At 42.5% G+C, this 15,554-nt stretch carries 10 protein-coding genes; 9 read left to right on the plus strand and 1 reads right to left on the minus strand.

Annotation, left to right across the window (positions count from 1 at the left end):
- The first annotated feature begins 98 nt into the window (after positions 1 to 98).
- Positions 99 to 2,516 carry a TonB-dependent receptor gene (locus DES35_RS08935; protein ID WP_114366393.1) on the plus strand — a complete coding sequence of 806 codons (2,418 nt, stop codon included), beginning with the start codon at positions 99 to 101 and terminating at the stop codon, positions 2,514 to 2,516.
- A 348-nt stretch (positions 2,517 to 2,864) separates the two neighbouring features.
- Here DES35_RS08935 and DES35_RS08940 read toward each other — a convergent pair whose 3' ends face one another.
- Positions 2,865 to 3,308 (minus strand): hypothetical protein, encoded by a 444-nt coding sequence (locus tag DES35_RS08940; protein ID WP_114366394.1) that lies wholly within the window; start codon positions 3,306 to 3,308, stop codon positions 2,865 to 2,867.
- Positions 3,309 to 3,427: 119 nt separating this feature from the next.
- On the opposite strand from DES35_RS08940, the gene miaB reads away from it, so the two are divergent.
- The 8 genes from miaB to DES35_RS08980 all read left to right on the plus strand — a co-directional run bounded on the left by miaB (position 3,428) and on the right by DES35_RS08980 (position 15,545).
- Positions 3,428 to 4,873: a tRNA (N6-isopentenyl adenosine(37)-C2)-methylthiotransferase MiaB gene (gene miaB / locus DES35_RS08945; RefSeq protein WP_114366395.1), complete on the plus strand. Its 1,446-nt coding sequence runs from the start codon at positions 3,428 to 3,430 to the stop codon at positions 4,871 to 4,873.
- Positions 4,867 to 5,274, plus strand: a complete 408-nt coding sequence (locus DES35_RS08950) for a hypothetical protein (RefSeq protein ID WP_114366396.1) — start codon at positions 4,867 to 4,869, stop codon at positions 5,272 to 5,274. Before miaB ends, DES35_RS08950 begins: the two co-directional genes overlap by 7 nt.
- The gene (locus DES35_RS08955) at positions 5,271 to 6,566 is read left to right on the plus strand and encodes a sigma-54 interaction domain-containing protein (RefSeq protein WP_037360540.1); all 1,296 of its coding nucleotides are present in this window, start codon (positions 5,271 to 5,273) and stop codon (positions 6,564 to 6,566) included. The genes DES35_RS08950 and DES35_RS08955 overlap by 4 nt, the downstream gene beginning before the upstream one ends.
- The gene (locus tag DES35_RS08960) at positions 6,563 to 7,072 is read left to right on the plus strand and encodes an LptE family protein (protein WP_051889446.1); all 510 of its coding nucleotides are present in this window, start codon (positions 6,563 to 6,565) and stop codon (positions 7,070 to 7,072) included. Before DES35_RS08955 ends, DES35_RS08960 begins: the two co-directional genes overlap by 4 nt.
- A 1-nt stretch (position 7,073) precedes the next feature.
- The gene (locus DES35_RS08965; protein ID WP_051889447.1) at positions 7,074 to 8,960 is read left to right on the plus strand and encodes a hypothetical protein; all 1,887 of its coding nucleotides are present in this window, start codon (positions 7,074 to 7,076) and stop codon (positions 8,958 to 8,960) included.
- 1 nt (position 8,961) lies between these two features.
- Positions 8,962 to 9,282: a preprotein translocase subunit SecG gene (gene secG / locus DES35_RS08970; RefSeq protein WP_037360543.1), complete on the plus strand. Its 321-nt coding sequence runs from the start codon at positions 8,962 to 8,964 to the stop codon at positions 9,280 to 9,282.
- 45 nt (positions 9,283 to 9,327) lie between these two features.
- Positions 9,328 to 10,641 (plus strand): ribosome biogenesis GTPase Der, encoded by a 1,314-nt coding sequence (gene der / locus DES35_RS08975; RefSeq protein ID WP_114366397.1) that lies wholly within the window; start codon positions 9,328 to 9,330, stop codon positions 10,639 to 10,641.
- Positions 10,642 to 11,156: 515 nt separating this feature from the next.
- Entirely contained in the window at positions 11,157 to 15,545 is a 4,389-nt protein-coding gene (locus tag DES35_RS08980; protein WP_114366398.1) for a fibronectin type III domain-containing protein, read from the plus strand.
- Positions 15,546 to 15,554 lie beyond the last annotated feature (9 nt).

The following is a 15,554-nucleotide window of genomic DNA, read 5'->3' on the forward strand; positions in this document are numbered from 1 at the left end:
CTTCGGGCACATAAGTGGTGTACGGATGCTTGTCCATTGTAGTGGACCTATGTGCTTTATTGTCAAAATTTTAATGTATTCTATCAAAACGCAGTACTATGAAAAAAATTATATCTGTACTCATCATTACATTAGGTGTGACTGCTACGTTATTGGCGCAGAGACTCACAGTAACAGACGCGTTCACGGGGGAGCCTGTAGAGCGCGCTACGATTTCGAGCAGAGAACCTCGGTTGTTTACTTACACCAATATGCGGGGTCAGGCTGAAATTAAAGATTTTGCATCTGCATTGCAGATTGAAATCAGATTAATCGGGTATGAACCTCAGATATTTACGTTTGAACAGCTTCGTAATCAAGGTTTTAAGGTATTGCTCAGGCCGTCAAACGTCAGCTTGGATCAGGTGACGGTTTCGGCTTCTCGTTTTGTAGAGCGCAGCCTTAATGTGCCGCAGCGCACTGTAAGCGTCGCGCAGAAAGACATCATGCTGCTTCAGCCGCAAACCGCTGCCGATTTGCTTGGGCAGTCAGGCGAGGTTTTTATACAGAAAAGCCAGCAGGCTGGCGGTAGCCCGATGATTCGCGGATTTGCTACCAACCGGCTGATGTACACGGTAGATGGTGTGCGCTTCAATACGGCTATTTTCCGCGGTGGCAATATTCAGAATGTGATCAATCTGGATCCATTTGTTGTGGAGCAGGCAGAAGTGATTTTTGGGCCCGGCTCCATTATCTATGGTTCGGATGCCATTGGCGGTGTAATGACGTTTCACACGCAGAATCCGGAGTTGTCCCTTGACGATGAGGTGATGGTATCAGGTAAAGTCATTGGCAGATACAGCTCGGCCAATCAGGAAAATACCGGACATCTGACGCTGAATGTGGGAGGTAAAACGTTTGCCTCACTTACTGCAATCAGTTATTTCAGATTTGATGACCTGCGAATGGGAAGTCATGGACCTGATGAATATTTACGGAGGATTTATGCGACGCGAATAGATTCGACCGACAGGATTCTATACAATCCGGATCCACGCGTGCAAGTACCTAGTGGGTACGATCAGTACAACATCCTGCAAAAACTCAGATACAGGCCCTCTCATAAGTGGGATATCAGGTATGGATTTCACTACAGCGAAACATCGTCGTATTCGCGTTACGATCGGTTGCACCGATACAGGGCTAATGGTCTGCCCAACAGTGCTGAGTGGAACTACGGCCCACAAATCTGGATGATGAATCACCTGGCGGCCACCCATCACGGCCAAACTGTTTTCTACGACCAAATGACCTTGAGCCTGGCTACTCAATTTTTTGAAGAGAGCCGTATCGACCGGTCTTTTGGACAAAATCGAAGACGCAACCGTGTGGAGCGGGTGATGGCACATTCGGCAAATGCAGATTTCGTGAAAAGGTTTCAAGAGGAAAATGCCCTGTATTACGGTCTGGAGTATGTTTGGAACGAAGTACACTCTACCGGTACTGATACGCGCATCAACACCGGAGTAACTGAGCCTGCTAGCTCGCGCTATCCCAATGCCGATTGGTTGACATATGCAGCTTATGCCAAATACCAACATCGACTGTCGGATAAGTTGTTGTTGGAAGTTGGTTCCAGATTTACAGCTTTTGAGGTGTCGGCCGATTTCAGGCCAAATCTGGATTTTTTCCCTTTTCCTTTTGAGCAGGAAAATTTATCATTTAGCAATGTAGTGGGAAATCTTGGCCTGGCTTATAATCCGGATTCAAAAACAAAAATCAGTGCTCTGGTCAGTACTGGATTTCGGGCGCCCAATGTGGATGATATCGGAAAAGTTTTTGACTCTGAACCAGGTTCCGTGACCGTACCCAATCCAGACTTAAAAAGTGAATATGCCTACAACGGGGAACTGAGCGTGATCCGAACGTTTTCTGATCGAGTGAAAACTAGCATCACCGGATACTATACCTTTTTAAACAATGCATTGGTGCGGAGAAATTTTACCCTTAATGGTCAGGATTCGATTTTCTACGATGGACAATTGTCCAGAGTGCAGGCCATTCAAAATGCGGCACAGGCAACTGTCTGGGGCGTACAGGCTCTTGTAGAACTGGAGCTGGGTAAAAGAGTGACTTTCAGTACGCAGGCCAATTATCAGAAGGGAGAAGAAGAGATGGACGATGGTTCGGTCAGTCCATCACGCCATGCAGCTCCTTGGTTTGGGGTTAGCAGGCTTACCTTTAGAGCAAGCCGGCTGAATTTTCAGGTTTATGCTATGTACAGCGGGGGCTTTACTTTCGACATGCTGAATGTAGAAGAACGCGGAAAACCAGAAATTTATGCGATAGATCCACTGGGTAGGCCATATTCTCCGGGCTGGTACACTTTAAACTTTAAATCCAATTATCAGCTAAACGGTCAGGTGGGCATTACTGCCGGATTGGAAAACATCACGGATCAGCGCTACAGACCTTACAGCTCCGGCATAGTGGCACCTGGCCGAAATTTTGTATTTGCTGTGCGCGTATCTTTTTGAACCATCAGGCCGCGTTGTGCAGTTGTACAAGTGATGCTTTCGTAGTTTTGAATTTTAGTCTAATGCTGCCTCCTCAAAAGGAGGCGGCTTTCTTTATACCCGTGCAGGATTTTGCAGATTTGGAATCTTAAGGTACTGCATTATCTCCTATTTTTTGAAATCATCGGGTAGAGATTACATTGAGATCAACATGGGAGCTTAAAATTCCAATTTTCTAAAACTCAAGGCAAAGATTGAAGGAAAGGATTTAAAGAGACAAAATCTCTGTCTCCACTAAACGTAAAAAAACCGTCTCTTAAAAAGAAGGAGACGGTTTTTTTTGGAACAATTCCGCGCCCTTGGCCGAACTTAAAAAATATTATTTACATCCCGGGCCCTCATCAGATAGTTTTGTGCATTGGAAGTTTTGCAAGCACATTCATCATTGGTAATGATAAAAGCATTTAGACCGGCCAGGCGTGAACTTAAGCATCCAGCCAGATAATAGGCAGTGTAGGGGCCAGCTGGTAATGTCTTATCTGTTCGGAGGAAGAATTCGTATACCTTTCCATCTTCCAGCGGCCTGGTAGCTAAATAAATTCCCGAAACACGCTGCCCGCTTATTGAGGCCGAAGAGTGATATTTGAAGGTATTGCGATCGAACATATCCGAAGGGATACCGGTATGCATTTGTAAAAATTCAGTGACTTTTTCCTGACTAAATCGTTGCTCATCAGATTGAGCACCTGCAGGCTTAAAAATAAATACGTATGCAATGACAAAAAGGGCTGAAAGTTGGACTTTTATTTTCATGTCTCAAGGAATTTATAGTACAAATTTACTAAGGACACTATAAATACCCATTAAATAAAGCTGACAATATGTCACTAAAATGAAAGAAAACTACCTTTGCAGAAAATCTGAAGGCAAGTATGCATCATTACGGAAACAAAATCATAGACGAAAGCAGGCAAGGGGAAGCCTTGATGTTGGAATCAGAAGGGCATAAAAAATTATATATAGAAAGCTATGGATGTCAGATGAATTTTTCTGACAGTGAAATAGTGGCAAGTATTCTTGCCGGCGAGGGATATTCCACTACAAAAAATCCTGAAGATGCAGATCTTGTATTGCTTAATACCTGCTCCATTCGCGAAAAGGCTGAGCAAACTGTACGAAACCGATTGTCGCACCTTCAATATTTAAAAAAAACAAAGCCTGCCGTAAAAATCGGCGTGCTGGGCTGTATGGCAGAGCGCATCAAGGACAAGCTCCTAGATGAGGAGAAGCTGGTGGATCTGGTGGTCGGACCAGATGCGTATCGAGATCTCCCTGAATTGCTTAAAGAGGTAAACGACGGCCGAAAGGCGGTAAATGTGATTCTGTCGAAAGAAGAAACCTATGGAGATATAAATCCCGTACGACTCGGTGGCAACGGCATATCAGCATTTATTTCAATCATGCGCGGATGCGACAATATGTGCACCTTTTGTGTAGTGCCATTTACCCGTGGTCGGGAGCGAAGCCGAAATCCTCAATCCATCATCGAAGAGGCAGTACAGTTACAGGATGCTGGATATAAAGAAATTACTTTACTTGGTCAGAACGTAGACTCATATCTTTGGTATGGCGGAGGTCTGAAAAAAGATTTTGCTAAAGCATCGGAAATAGCCAGAGCATCTGCCGTCAGATTTGCGGAATTGCTGCGTAGGGTGGCAGAGGCTGTGCCCGGAATGCGCATCAGATTTAGCACTAGTAATCCCCAGGACATGACAGAGGATGTGCTGTATACTATAGCTGAATATCCAAATATCTGCAAATACATACACCTCCCGGTGCAGAGTGGTAGCAGCCGTATTTTAAAGGCCATGAACCGAGGTCATACCCGAGAACAGTACATGGAGCTGATCGAAAAAATCCGCAGCATAATCCCTGATTGCGGGCTTTCGCACGATATGATTGCCGGATTTCCGGGTGAAACGGAGGAAGACCACCAAGACACATTATCGCTGATGGAATTTGTAAAATACGATTTCGGATATATGTTTAAATATTCTGAAAGACCAGGTACCTATGCGGCCAGGCACCTCAGGGACGATGTGCCAGATGAGGTAAAAACCAGAAGACTAAACGAAATCATAGACCTGCAGCAGAAACATTCCCTCTACAGAAACCAGCAGCACTTAGGCAAGACGGTGGAGGTGCTGGTCGAAGGTACTTCACGTAAGTCCGAAGATCACTGGTTTGGCAGAACTACTCAAAATACAGTAGTAGTATTCCCAAAAGAACAAGCGAAACCCGGTGATAGAGTATGGGTAACTGTTGAATACTGTACGTCGGCCACGTTGCTAGGAAAATTAGCCAGTTTATCATGTTGAGAAGTCTAATAGGAACCTTGTTGGTACTGAATTGCAGCAATACAGTATTTGCCCAGAAACTGGAAGACGGAAAATGGGTCGATGACAATCTTACCTTCAAGGTCGTATACGAAAACATAAGAAAAGCAGGAGAGTTACAGCTGTGCATCGCAAACTTGGAAAATGATTTGTGCATTGGCAATCTGATGACTCCATTCGAGGTGTTTGTTTACGACCGAAAAGATTCGCTCATTTGGAGCTCGATCTGGACTGGTACCAACATGCAGCTAAAGTTTAAAAAACGGTTGCCCATGGCAGCTAAAGTACACATCAAGGCCAAAGTCCCCTATGTGATCAATAAACTTACAACTACTAGGATATACCAGCAAAGTCCCCTGGAACTCTTATACGTAATTCAATGAGCAACCTTCAAGATATAAAAAACAGGTTTGGCATTATAGGTAACTCCCCCTTACTGGACCGAGCCATTGAGAAAGCAGTTCAGGTGGCCAATACAGATATTTCGGTCTTGGTGACAGGGGAGAGTGGGGTAGGTAAAGAAAACATTCCCAAGATCATTCACTCTCTATCGCACCGAAAACACAATTCGTACATAGCCGTAAACTGTGGAGCAATCCCGGAAGGAACGATTGACTCCGAGCTATTTGGACATGAGAAGGGAGCCTTTACCGGTGCATTGGCCACTCGAAAGGGCTATTTTGAAGAGGCAGATGGAGGCACCATTTTTCTGGACGAGGTAGCAGAGCTGCCACTTCAGACTCAGGTGAGGCTGCTTCGAGTGTTGGAAACCGGAGAGTTTATAAAAGTAGGCTCTTCAAAAATACAGAAAACCGATGTGCGGATAGTAGCAGCTACCAATGTAAACATGCTCGAAGCTATTCAAAAACATAAATTCAGAGAAGATCTCTACTATCGCCTCAACACAGTGGAAATCCACCTCCCACCCCTTAGGGAGAGGCAAGAGGACATACCATTATTGTTTCGAAAATTCTGCGTTGATTTTGCTGAAAAATATCGGAGACCTCCTGTCAGACTTTCCAAAGAGGCAGAAGACATCTTAAAAAACTACCGATGGCCGGGCAACATACGACAATTGAGAAATCTGGCTGAGCAAATTTCAGTAGTCGAAACAGGAAAAGAAATAACACCCTCAGTCCTTAAGTTGTACCTTCCGGATATCGATAAAGCAAACCTACCGACTTTAATTCCCAATCAAAATACTTCAAGTGCTGATTTTGCCAGCGAGAGAGATATTTTGTATAAAATTTTATTTGATATGCGCAACGATATCAATGATTTAAAAGCCATTACACTTGAACTCATAAAATCAACCGCATCCGGTACCACCGGATTTGCAGAAGAAAATGCAAGTCTTATTCAAAAAGTTTTCAAAAATTCTGAGAAATTACAAGGGACTTACGGAACTCAAAATCAAGGCAACATTGTCATAAAAGAAAATCTGACTCCATCGAATCCAACAGTGAAGCCACTTGAAATTCAGACTAATGAGGATTATGAAGAAGCTGAGGTGGAATCTTTTGATAATGAAGTACTTTCACTTGAAAAAATCGAAGTGGAAATGATCAAAAAAGCACTTGAAAAACACAATGGAAGACGAAAATTAGCAGCCGAAGAGCTAGGAATTTCAGAAAGAACCCTCTATCGGAAAATTAAACAATACAATCTACAATGAAACGCATAGCCACTTACACAGTTAGTATGCTTTTGATTATCTTTCTAATGACTAACTGTTCGGGAGGATATTCGTTTACAGGTGGAGATGTGGGAGAGGCCAAAACTTTTTCGGTCGATTTATTTCCGAATTATGCACAAATCATCAATCCGAATTTAAGCCTTTTGTTTACCGAAAAGCTTAAAGACATTATCCTTCAGCAGACACCCTTAAAATTAAAAGAAGAAGATGGAGATTTACATTTCGAAGGTTCAATAGTTGAATATTCATTTACACCTCTGGCACCACAGGGCAATCAGGCAGCCGCTCAAACCAGACTCACCATATCGGTCAAGGTTCAATTTACCAATAGACTTGACAGCAAAAAAAATTTTGAAGAAAGATTTTCAAGGTTTGTTGACTTTCCTGCAGATGTTAACTTAGCAGCCATTGAAAATCAGCTCATTGATCAAATAAACAGAGAGCTGGCCGAAAATATCCTGAACCGGGCCATAGTGAATTGGTAAGATGCATAGAATCAATCAAATAATACAAAACCCGGATTTAATTCAACCGGACGATTCTGACTTGCTTAAGCAATTCTGTGCCCGTTATCCATACTGTTCTGTTGCACAATTGCTGTATGCCTATTTACTAAATAAGCAGGAAAACTATCATTTTAATGCTCAGTTAAAAATTGCTGCTGTGGTCGTCAACAGCCGTTCCAAGTTGTTTGATTTCATACATGGCAATACTAAAGTCAAGGTAACGAAGTATCATGAAGAACCGGTCTATGTGCAAGATAGCGATAAAACAGATGATTTACCTAGTCAAACATCCCCTGACTACCACGAATGGGAAACTTTGAAAAATATACCCCCTAAGCCTATTCCCGAAAAAGAAAACATTTTCCAAGAGATATCTTTTGACTATGATGGAAATGAAAAGGCATTATCATCTGAATTTCAAGACGAAAACAGAAAAGAATCCACTGGACCGGAAAAAACGGAAATCTTCAGTGAATCTTCCAAGAAATCTGCTCCAGTAGAGATAAATTCAGACGGTGCAACCAATGACCAAAAAAATGAAGAAACATCCAGTAATAGGACCGAACCAGATGTAGATGAACTTAAGCGCAGGATACTCGACAAATTCAAAACATCGAAAGAGATACCAGAGCAAACCAATGAGGTAACCCCCCAAATAAATACTTCAGATAAAAATAAAATCGACCAAAAAACTGAAAAAACAGAATCTATTAAATCCGAAAAGGATAAAAAAACAGAGTCTGCTGATGAACAAATAGAAAAGATTACAAAGCAAACTTTTGAAAAAACTGATAAAGAAAAAACACAAATCAATTCGGCAGTTTATAATCCACCTAAAAAAGATGCATCTTCATCCGATAATCCTGAATTGGTAAAAATAAAAGAGAGAGCATCGAAAATTCTTGAAACATTAGAGAGACTTAAACATAAATATAGTGCAATTGCCAAAAATAAGGATGATAATCATTTACAATTAGAAATCAATCAAAAAACGAATATTACAACAGATGAGAATCAAAAAGAACACGCGGAGCAATTAAACAATGATCTAAGTAAACCGTTGCAGGAGGATGTATCAGATCCTGTCAATTCCAAAATAATTACTTCTGTTGAGAGTAGTACAAAAATTGAAAATATTACACACGAAAAAACGCAAACATCACATCTGGAATCAGATGTCTCTGAAACTGTTCCAATCAGGGAAAGTTATTCTTCTGAATATGATATTTTTGATCTAATAGATCACAAAGATTCCCCATCCTATGGAGGTGATGAAGATATAACTGAGGCGTCGATAGAAATCGAGGACAATGAATCGGCTATAGAATTTGTTTTTGATACACAACCCAGCGAATCAAATGAACCGGATAATTTCGCACATATTCCTGTTGAAACTTCCGAAACAGAACTTCCTCAAAAATCCTCCGTGAAGGAATCAGAGTCAGAACCTCAAGACGATATTTTTACGAAATGGATATTAAAAATAGCCGACAGTAATGTTGATGAAAACCATCGTACTAAACAGGCTTCAGAAACAGAAATAAATCAAAATCAGGGAATATTTCAAAAAAATTCTGAAGCAGATCCAAAAAGACAGGAAAAACTAAAAATAATTGATAATTTTCTCTCCGGAAACATACAGATAAAGCCACGAACATTGACAAAAAGCACAGAAGATATCAAAGATCTCTCTGCTAAATATACCTTTACATCTCCGGATTTAATGACGGAGACCCTAGCTGAATTATATATTTCTCAAGGACATATTGACAAAGCCATTCAGGCCCTGGAAATTTTAAAGTTGAAAAATCCGGAAAAAAGCAGTTACTTTGCCCGCCAAATACAGGAATTAAAAAAGAAGAAATAAAATGTTGACGTTTTTGGTTGTACTCACAGTGCTGGTTTGCATCCTTTTGATTGTGGTAGTAATGGTTCAGAATCCGAAAGGTGGGGGGCTTTCCTCTGCTTTCGGCAGCAGTACCACCAATTTGTTTGGAGGCGTACAGAAATCCACTGATTTCCTCGATAAAGCCACCTGGACGCTTTCCATAATCCTGGTCGTGCTTGTGCTCATGATCAATATTTCTACCGGCATTAACGATGAGGATACAGAGGTGAAAAGCCAAATTACAGAGGCAGTTGATCTCCCTGTGCAAGCTCCAGCTTCAGGACCCGAGCAAAATCCTTAATTAACAATCCTGTGTGTTTGAGGATTGAAACGATAACCTCGACCAATGGCTGGAATAATAGCAATAGTAGGTCGCCCCAATGTGGGCAAGTCTACCTTATTTAACCGGCTTACAGGCCGAAGAGAAGCCATTGTAGACAATACTCCCGGTGTGACGAGAGACCGAATATATGCTGCTGCCGAATGGCTAGACAAATCGTTTACCGTTGTCGATACCGGAGGCTACACGGAGGGATCATCTGATGATTTTGAGTCCGAGATTCGAAAGCAAGCCAGGTATGCTATTGATGAGGCCCATGTAATCATATTGGTGGTTGATGGACGTGAAGGTCTCTCACCTCTGGATGAGGAAGTAGCTGACCAAATACGAAAGTCAGGCAAGCCGCATGTATTAGCAGTAAATAAGATTGATAGCCCTGCTGATGACTATGTAATAGCAGATTTCCTTAAGCTTGGCTTTAATGATGTTTTTCCGATTTCAGCAGTAAATGGTCATGGCACTGGAGATTTGCTCGACAAGGTTGTAGGACACTTGCCCTGCGAGGCCGACAAAAGTCTCGATTTTACTGAGGATCTTCCCAAAATTTGCGTTGTTGGCCGACCCAACGTGGGCAAGTCCAGTTTTCTGAATGCCTTGACCGGAAGAGACCAACACATTGTGTCTGATGTGGCAGGCACTACCAGAGATGCAGTGCATACACGCTACAACATGTTTGGTTTTGACTTTTATCTGGTAGACACTGCTGGTCTTCGTAAAAAAGGAAAGGTCAGCGAGGATCTGGAGTTTTACTCTGTGATGCGCGCCATCAAATCCATTGAAAATTCGGATGTATGCATCCTGATGATCGATGCGACCAGGGGAATAGAGGCACAAGACCTGAACATTTTTCATTTAATTGAAAAAAACAAAAAAGGTGTTGTCATAGCAGTGAATAAATGGGACCTGACAGATAAAACCCAAACAACTGCCTCTGAATTTCGCAAAGCCATTCTGGAGAGGATTAAGCCATTTACCGACGTACCAATTCTTTTTACTTCATCAATTGAAAAAACAAGACTTCTAAAAACATTACAGGAAGCACTGGAGGTTTATAAAAGGAGAAAGGTCCGGATTCCAACCAGCCAATTAAATGAAACGCTTTTGCCGATTTTTGAAAATACACCGCCTCCTGTGTATAAAGGAAAAACGGTATCCATAAAATACATCACACAATTGCCTACACCCAGGCCGCAATTTGCCTTTTTCTGCAACCTTCCCCAGTACATCAAGGAACCATACAAGAGATTTATTGAAAATCAACTGAGGTCAATGTACGATTTTACCGGAGTACCTTTGGATATTTACTTTAGAAAAAAGTAAGTTGCTAAATCGGTTTATACCCTAGTAATGAGAACTTTCTGTATCGGCCATGTGATTTGAGATACTACACCTCTCTGTACATCAAAAACAGTCTGGTGATGAGGTATAAGTAAAATTGGGTTTGAGTAAAGGTTTTTGGTAGATATCGGATTTTTATTCACTGTTGAAGATTCCATTAGAACTGTGTCACTATTGCCAACAGGCCTGATGGAGATGGGGTAGAGTCTTAGCCCTAAAGTAAAATGATGAAGGTTAATTTCGTAAGTGTTCAATTTGTTTTAACCACAATTTTTAGTTTATCTCTGAAGAGTTGCTTTATGATTTAAATTATTTGGATAAGTGTGAAGTGAAATCATGCTCTGTCCTTGCGTAAACCGTTAATAGGAAGAAATAACGGATGCAAATGCAAAATGTTAAATAAATATATAGCCACACTTAAAAATCTATACTCTGAGGAGGACATATTCGCTTAAAGATCTCTGGCTATTTTATGTTTGCCTAAAATTTTGTAAATTATGTTGAAACGAATACTTTCTGCTTCGTTGTTTGGTTTCATTATTAACTCATCATTTGGACAGGTCAACAGCTATATCTTTAGCGTTGATTCTCTCGGAACCTATGTACCTATAACCGGGGGGGTTGTATTGGGCAATGCAACTACTGATGATCAACGGTTTGTAGATCCTTCCCAACCTTTAGGAGGTACCATTGAAACCGGTCCCGGATTCCCAATAGGGTTTACTTTTGTGTACAATGGCGTAGGGTATGACAGGCTCGGCATCAGAGCCGATGGGGTGATACGTCTTGGAATTTCAGCAGATGGTAATCAGGCTGTTAATATGTCAGGAGCAGGCTATACAGCCATAAGTTCTACCTCTACAGCACCTGCCAACAAACAAGCTACCATAGCAGGGTTTAATCGCGACCTTCAGGCTAATGGAGCTTCCTCAGAAATCAGATTGCAGACTATTGGTACGGCTCCTAACAGGGTCTGCGTAGTTCAGTGGACCAACTACAGGCGCTTTGGTTCGAACAATGCTACTGATACCATTAATTTTCAGATTCGATTGCACGAAACAAGTAACTCAGTTAGCATTGTATATGGAAAATTCAGTACTGCAAATGCTTCCGCAACTGTCACTGTTCAGATTGGTCTTAGAGGATTTTCCAATACAGATTTCAGAAATGTAACCACCACCACTACATGGGCCAATGCTGTACCCGGTACCGTCAATACTGCTTCAATGCCTTTTGTCAATACAAATCTTCCAATGGAAGGGCTGACATACCATTGGGCAGTCCCCAGCTGTTTTGCTCCGGGAGCAATTTCTTTTAGCAATGTGACCCATACCTCTGCTACAGCAAATTGGTCAGCTTTAAGTCCATCCATTGGATATCAGATTCAGTTTGGTCCTTCACCATTGACATTGGGCACCGGTACTACTGTGACCATTACCTCAGGCAATAGTTACAACTTTACCGGGCTTACTACCGGTCAGACTATGGCAGTTTTCATACGAAATATATGTGCTGTGGGAGATACTTCAGTATGGCAGGGTCCTTTTACGTTTACACCCAACTGCAATGTCCCCGTCGGCTTCAATGTGGTTTCAGCTGACAGTACACAGATTACACTTGGCTGGACACCTAATGCCAGCGTAACTTTTGAACTCGAGTATGGACCCGCTGGGTTTACTCAAGGTACCGGTACACTTATCACCAACCTCACAGGATCACAGTATACGGTTACTGGGCTTACTCAAAGTACCCAATATCACTTTTACCTAAGGACGCGATGCGATGCTGCTACCACATCCTCTTGGACTCCGGCGCTATTGGGCGCCACTACGTGCGGCACTTTCTCCTTGCCTTTCTTTGAAGATTTTGTTACATGGCCTCCATTGTGTTTTAATTTTTCAACTACCGGTACGGCCACGCAAAACTGGAGTCATTACACCACAGGTGGTGTGAATTTGGCAAGGGCCAATTTTTGGTCTTGGACAAGTGGAATTACGGCTACCATGCAACTGCCACGAATTCAAGTAAATCAATCCAGCTGGATCAAGTATGCATGGTCACATCAATATAATGCTAGTTATCCAAATGATGCTTTGTTCATTTTAGCGAAAATTGACACCATGTCATCCTGGGATACCCTGAAGGTGCATGAAGGCCCAAGTTTTAACTCACCTGGCAGTGGATCCACAACTCCCGGGCAATTTCAGCAAGAGCAAATACTTTTGCCTTCAGTCTATGTGGGCAAGAAAGTAGATGTCAGATTTGTGGCAAGATCCGGTTTCGGCCCTGATGTATTTCTTGATTTTATTGAAATTGAAGCTGTTCCCAATTGTTTGCCGCCATCTGCTGTCACGGTTACCTCTGTGTCTGCTACCAGCGCCAGTGTATCGTTTACGAAAAACAATCCAAATTCTGTAACTCAGTGGGAGGTTGGACTTGTAGGTTTCACACCCGGCTCTGGTCTGCAGGTTGCTTCAGGTTCTGTTACTGGAAATACGATTGCAATTACTGGCTTATCTGCGAATACACAATATGAGATTTATGTAAGAGATAGTTGCGGAGCAAATTCATTTAGTACCTGGACTGGTCCGGTTTCCTTTACTACACCCTGTACGGCTGTACCAATGACGTTTTTTGAAGACTTTACTTCCTGGCCACCCTCTTGTTTTACATTTAGCACCAGTGGCTCTGCTAGCCAAAATTGGTCCCACTTTACCACAGGTGGAGTCAGTCTGGCCAGAGCGAATTTCTGGTCTTGGAGCAGTGGTATTAGGGCAGTGATGAATACACCCTATGTGACCATAAGTCAGCCAGCACAGCTCAGATTCTACTGGTCGCATCTCTATTCTTCCACATATCCTTTGGATTCGCTGATTGTTCTTTCCAGAAACGATAGCACTGGCATAGCAGATACATTGCTGCTGCTAGGAGGGCCCGCATTCAATACACCAGGTGCCGGCAATACAACTCCAGCCCCCACTTTCAGCGAATCCATCATTCAACTCCCATCCAGCTACGTTGGAAAAAACCAGCGATTTGAATTTCATGCCAGAAGTGGTTTCGGGCCGGATTTATTTATTGATGAAATATATGTGGAAAATATCCCTGCATGCCCGGCACCTCAAAACTTTGTCAGTATCGGAAATACTGCAACCTCTGCAGCGTTTAGCTGGACTCAGGGTGGAAATAATGCTTCAAGCTGGGATATCGAATGGGGACCCGTGGGCTTTGTACCCGGATCTGCGGTGGGAACAATTGTCAATGTGACGACCAATCCTGCTACCGTTTCCGGTTTACCATCAGGTACTTGTATTGATTTTTATATAAGAACCCAATGTGCCGCTGTAAACGACTCAAGTGCTTTTGTAGGCCCGGTTACAGTATGTTTGCCCGTCCAGTACGATGTAGAACCCATTAGTTTGCAAAGCCCTTCAGCACTTGGTTGCGGAAGTACCTCCACACCAGTCAAAATGATTATCCGAAACAATGGATTTGATCCCGTAAGCAACATTCCTGTGGTGGTCAACATTACCGGAGATATTACACAAACATTAAACGCCACCTATATCGATACTTTACAAAATGGGGAGAGCGATACTGTACTGATCGGAACCATCAATACTGCTAATGGGGCAAATATGAACATCGTAGCTTATACAAATCTGGCCAATGACCAAGTAAAAAACAACGATACACTGAAGCTCTCTGCTACCCATGTGCCCTTGGCTCCAAAGGCCGATACTGCTTTGACATGTTCAGGTATTGATACCATCACCTTGCATGCTCAAAACTGGCCTGGAGTAAGCTATTTGTGGTATAACTCAGCTACATCTTCTAGTCCTATCGCTTCCGGTCCATCTTTCTTTGTTCCTTCAATCTCGACACAAAACACCTATTACCTCGGTTATGGTTCTTTTATCGGCTCACAGACATTTACATACACTGCAGGTGATATTGCATCTGATATTAATTTTACTACTGCCACTGGTTCATCCAGCTGTCCAGGTGTACTGACTATAAATCTACCTGCAGGAGCAGTGATTGATTCCATCAGTGTGGAATATGACTTTATGGCATTAGGTGGTGGTTGGATGAGCGAACAGAGGTCGCAATTGCGTTGCATCACAACCGGACAGGCAGAAAGTCAGCTTTTTAGCGGAACTGGCTCAACCGGCGGAACTATGTCGTATTCAAGAAGTGGACTCACTATCGCCAATGGACCTGTGACCGGCCCTGTTGTCTTTGAGCTTCATGCCGGAAGGACCTGGGGAGGCACCGGTTGTAACACAACCTATAACTACATCCCCAACAATACCTGGAAAATTACAGTATTTTACTCAGGGGCGCCTTGTTCCAACATCAAAACACCAGTTACCATTGGCACTCAGCCCCTGCCTACAGCGGCATTTACCTACACAACCAATAATTATGTGGTGAACTTTAACTCAACTGTGACGCATTCAGATTCAGTGTATTGGACTTTTGGTTCTGCGGGTACCAGCAGCCAACTCAATCCAAGTGTGACCTTCCCGGGCAATGGGGTATATCCCGTATGTCTTACAGCTTTTAACCAATGTGGAAGCACTACTACCTGTGACACATTGAAATTCAGCATCGGCATTAGTGAAAATCGCCTTTCGGATATGCTCAAAGTGTATCCTAATCCGAGCAATGGTGTATTTGAACTAACATTTAGCGACCAGGTAGATAAATTGCCGGTGAGAATTTTTGACCTTAAAGGTGTAAAAGTTTATGAATCAACCCTTACCTCTGGCAATGGCAATTTCAGTGAAACATTTGACCTGAAGTCATTGCCCAAAGGAGTGTATATGCTAAAAGTAACTACATCCGAAGGCGAAATATCCCGGAGGATAGTATTACAATAAATTTTAGAC

This window comes from Schleiferia thermophila (genome assembly GCF_003337435.1).
Classification (GTDB): domain Bacteria; phylum Bacteroidota; class Bacteroidia; order Flavobacteriales; family Schleiferiaceae; genus Schleiferia; species Schleiferia thermophila.

Bases quoted from the DNA above. Each gene is read 5' to 3' on its own strand.
- DES35_RS08960 (WP_051889446.1), top strand. From the start codon at position 6,563: ATGAAACGCATAGCCACTTACACAGTTAGTATGCTTTTGATTATCTTT.
- DES35_RS08980 (WP_114366398.1), top strand. From the start codon at position 11,157: ATGTTGAAACGAATACTTTCTGCTTCGTTGTTTGGTTTCATTATTAAC.
- DES35_RS08955 (WP_037360540.1), top strand. From the start codon at position 5,271: ATGAGCAACCTTCAAGATATAAAAAACAGGTTTGGCATTATAGGTAAC.
- DES35_RS08935 (WP_114366393.1), top strand. From the start codon at position 99: ATGAAAAAAATTATATCTGTACTCATCATTACATTAGGTGTGACTGCT.
- secG (WP_037360543.1), top strand. From the start codon at position 8,962: ATGTTGACGTTTTTGGTTGTACTCACAGTGCTGGTTTGCATCCTTTTG.
- DES35_RS08965 (WP_051889447.1), top strand. From the start codon at position 7,074: ATGCATAGAATCAATCAAATAATACAAAACCCGGATTTAATTCAACCG.
- miaB (WP_114366395.1), top strand. From the start codon at position 3,428: ATGCATCATTACGGAAACAAAATCATAGACGAAAGCAGGCAAGGGGAA.
- DES35_RS08950 (WP_114366396.1), top strand. From the start codon at position 4,867: ATGTTGAGAAGTCTAATAGGAACCTTGTTGGTACTGAATTGCAGCAAT.
- der (WP_114366397.1), top strand. From the start codon at position 9,328: ATGGCTGGAATAATAGCAATAGTAGGTCGCCCCAATGTGGGCAAGTCT.
- DES35_RS08940 (WP_114366394.1), bottom strand. From the start codon at position 3,308: ATGAAAATAAAAGTCCAACTTTCAGCCCTTTTTGTCATTGCATACGTA.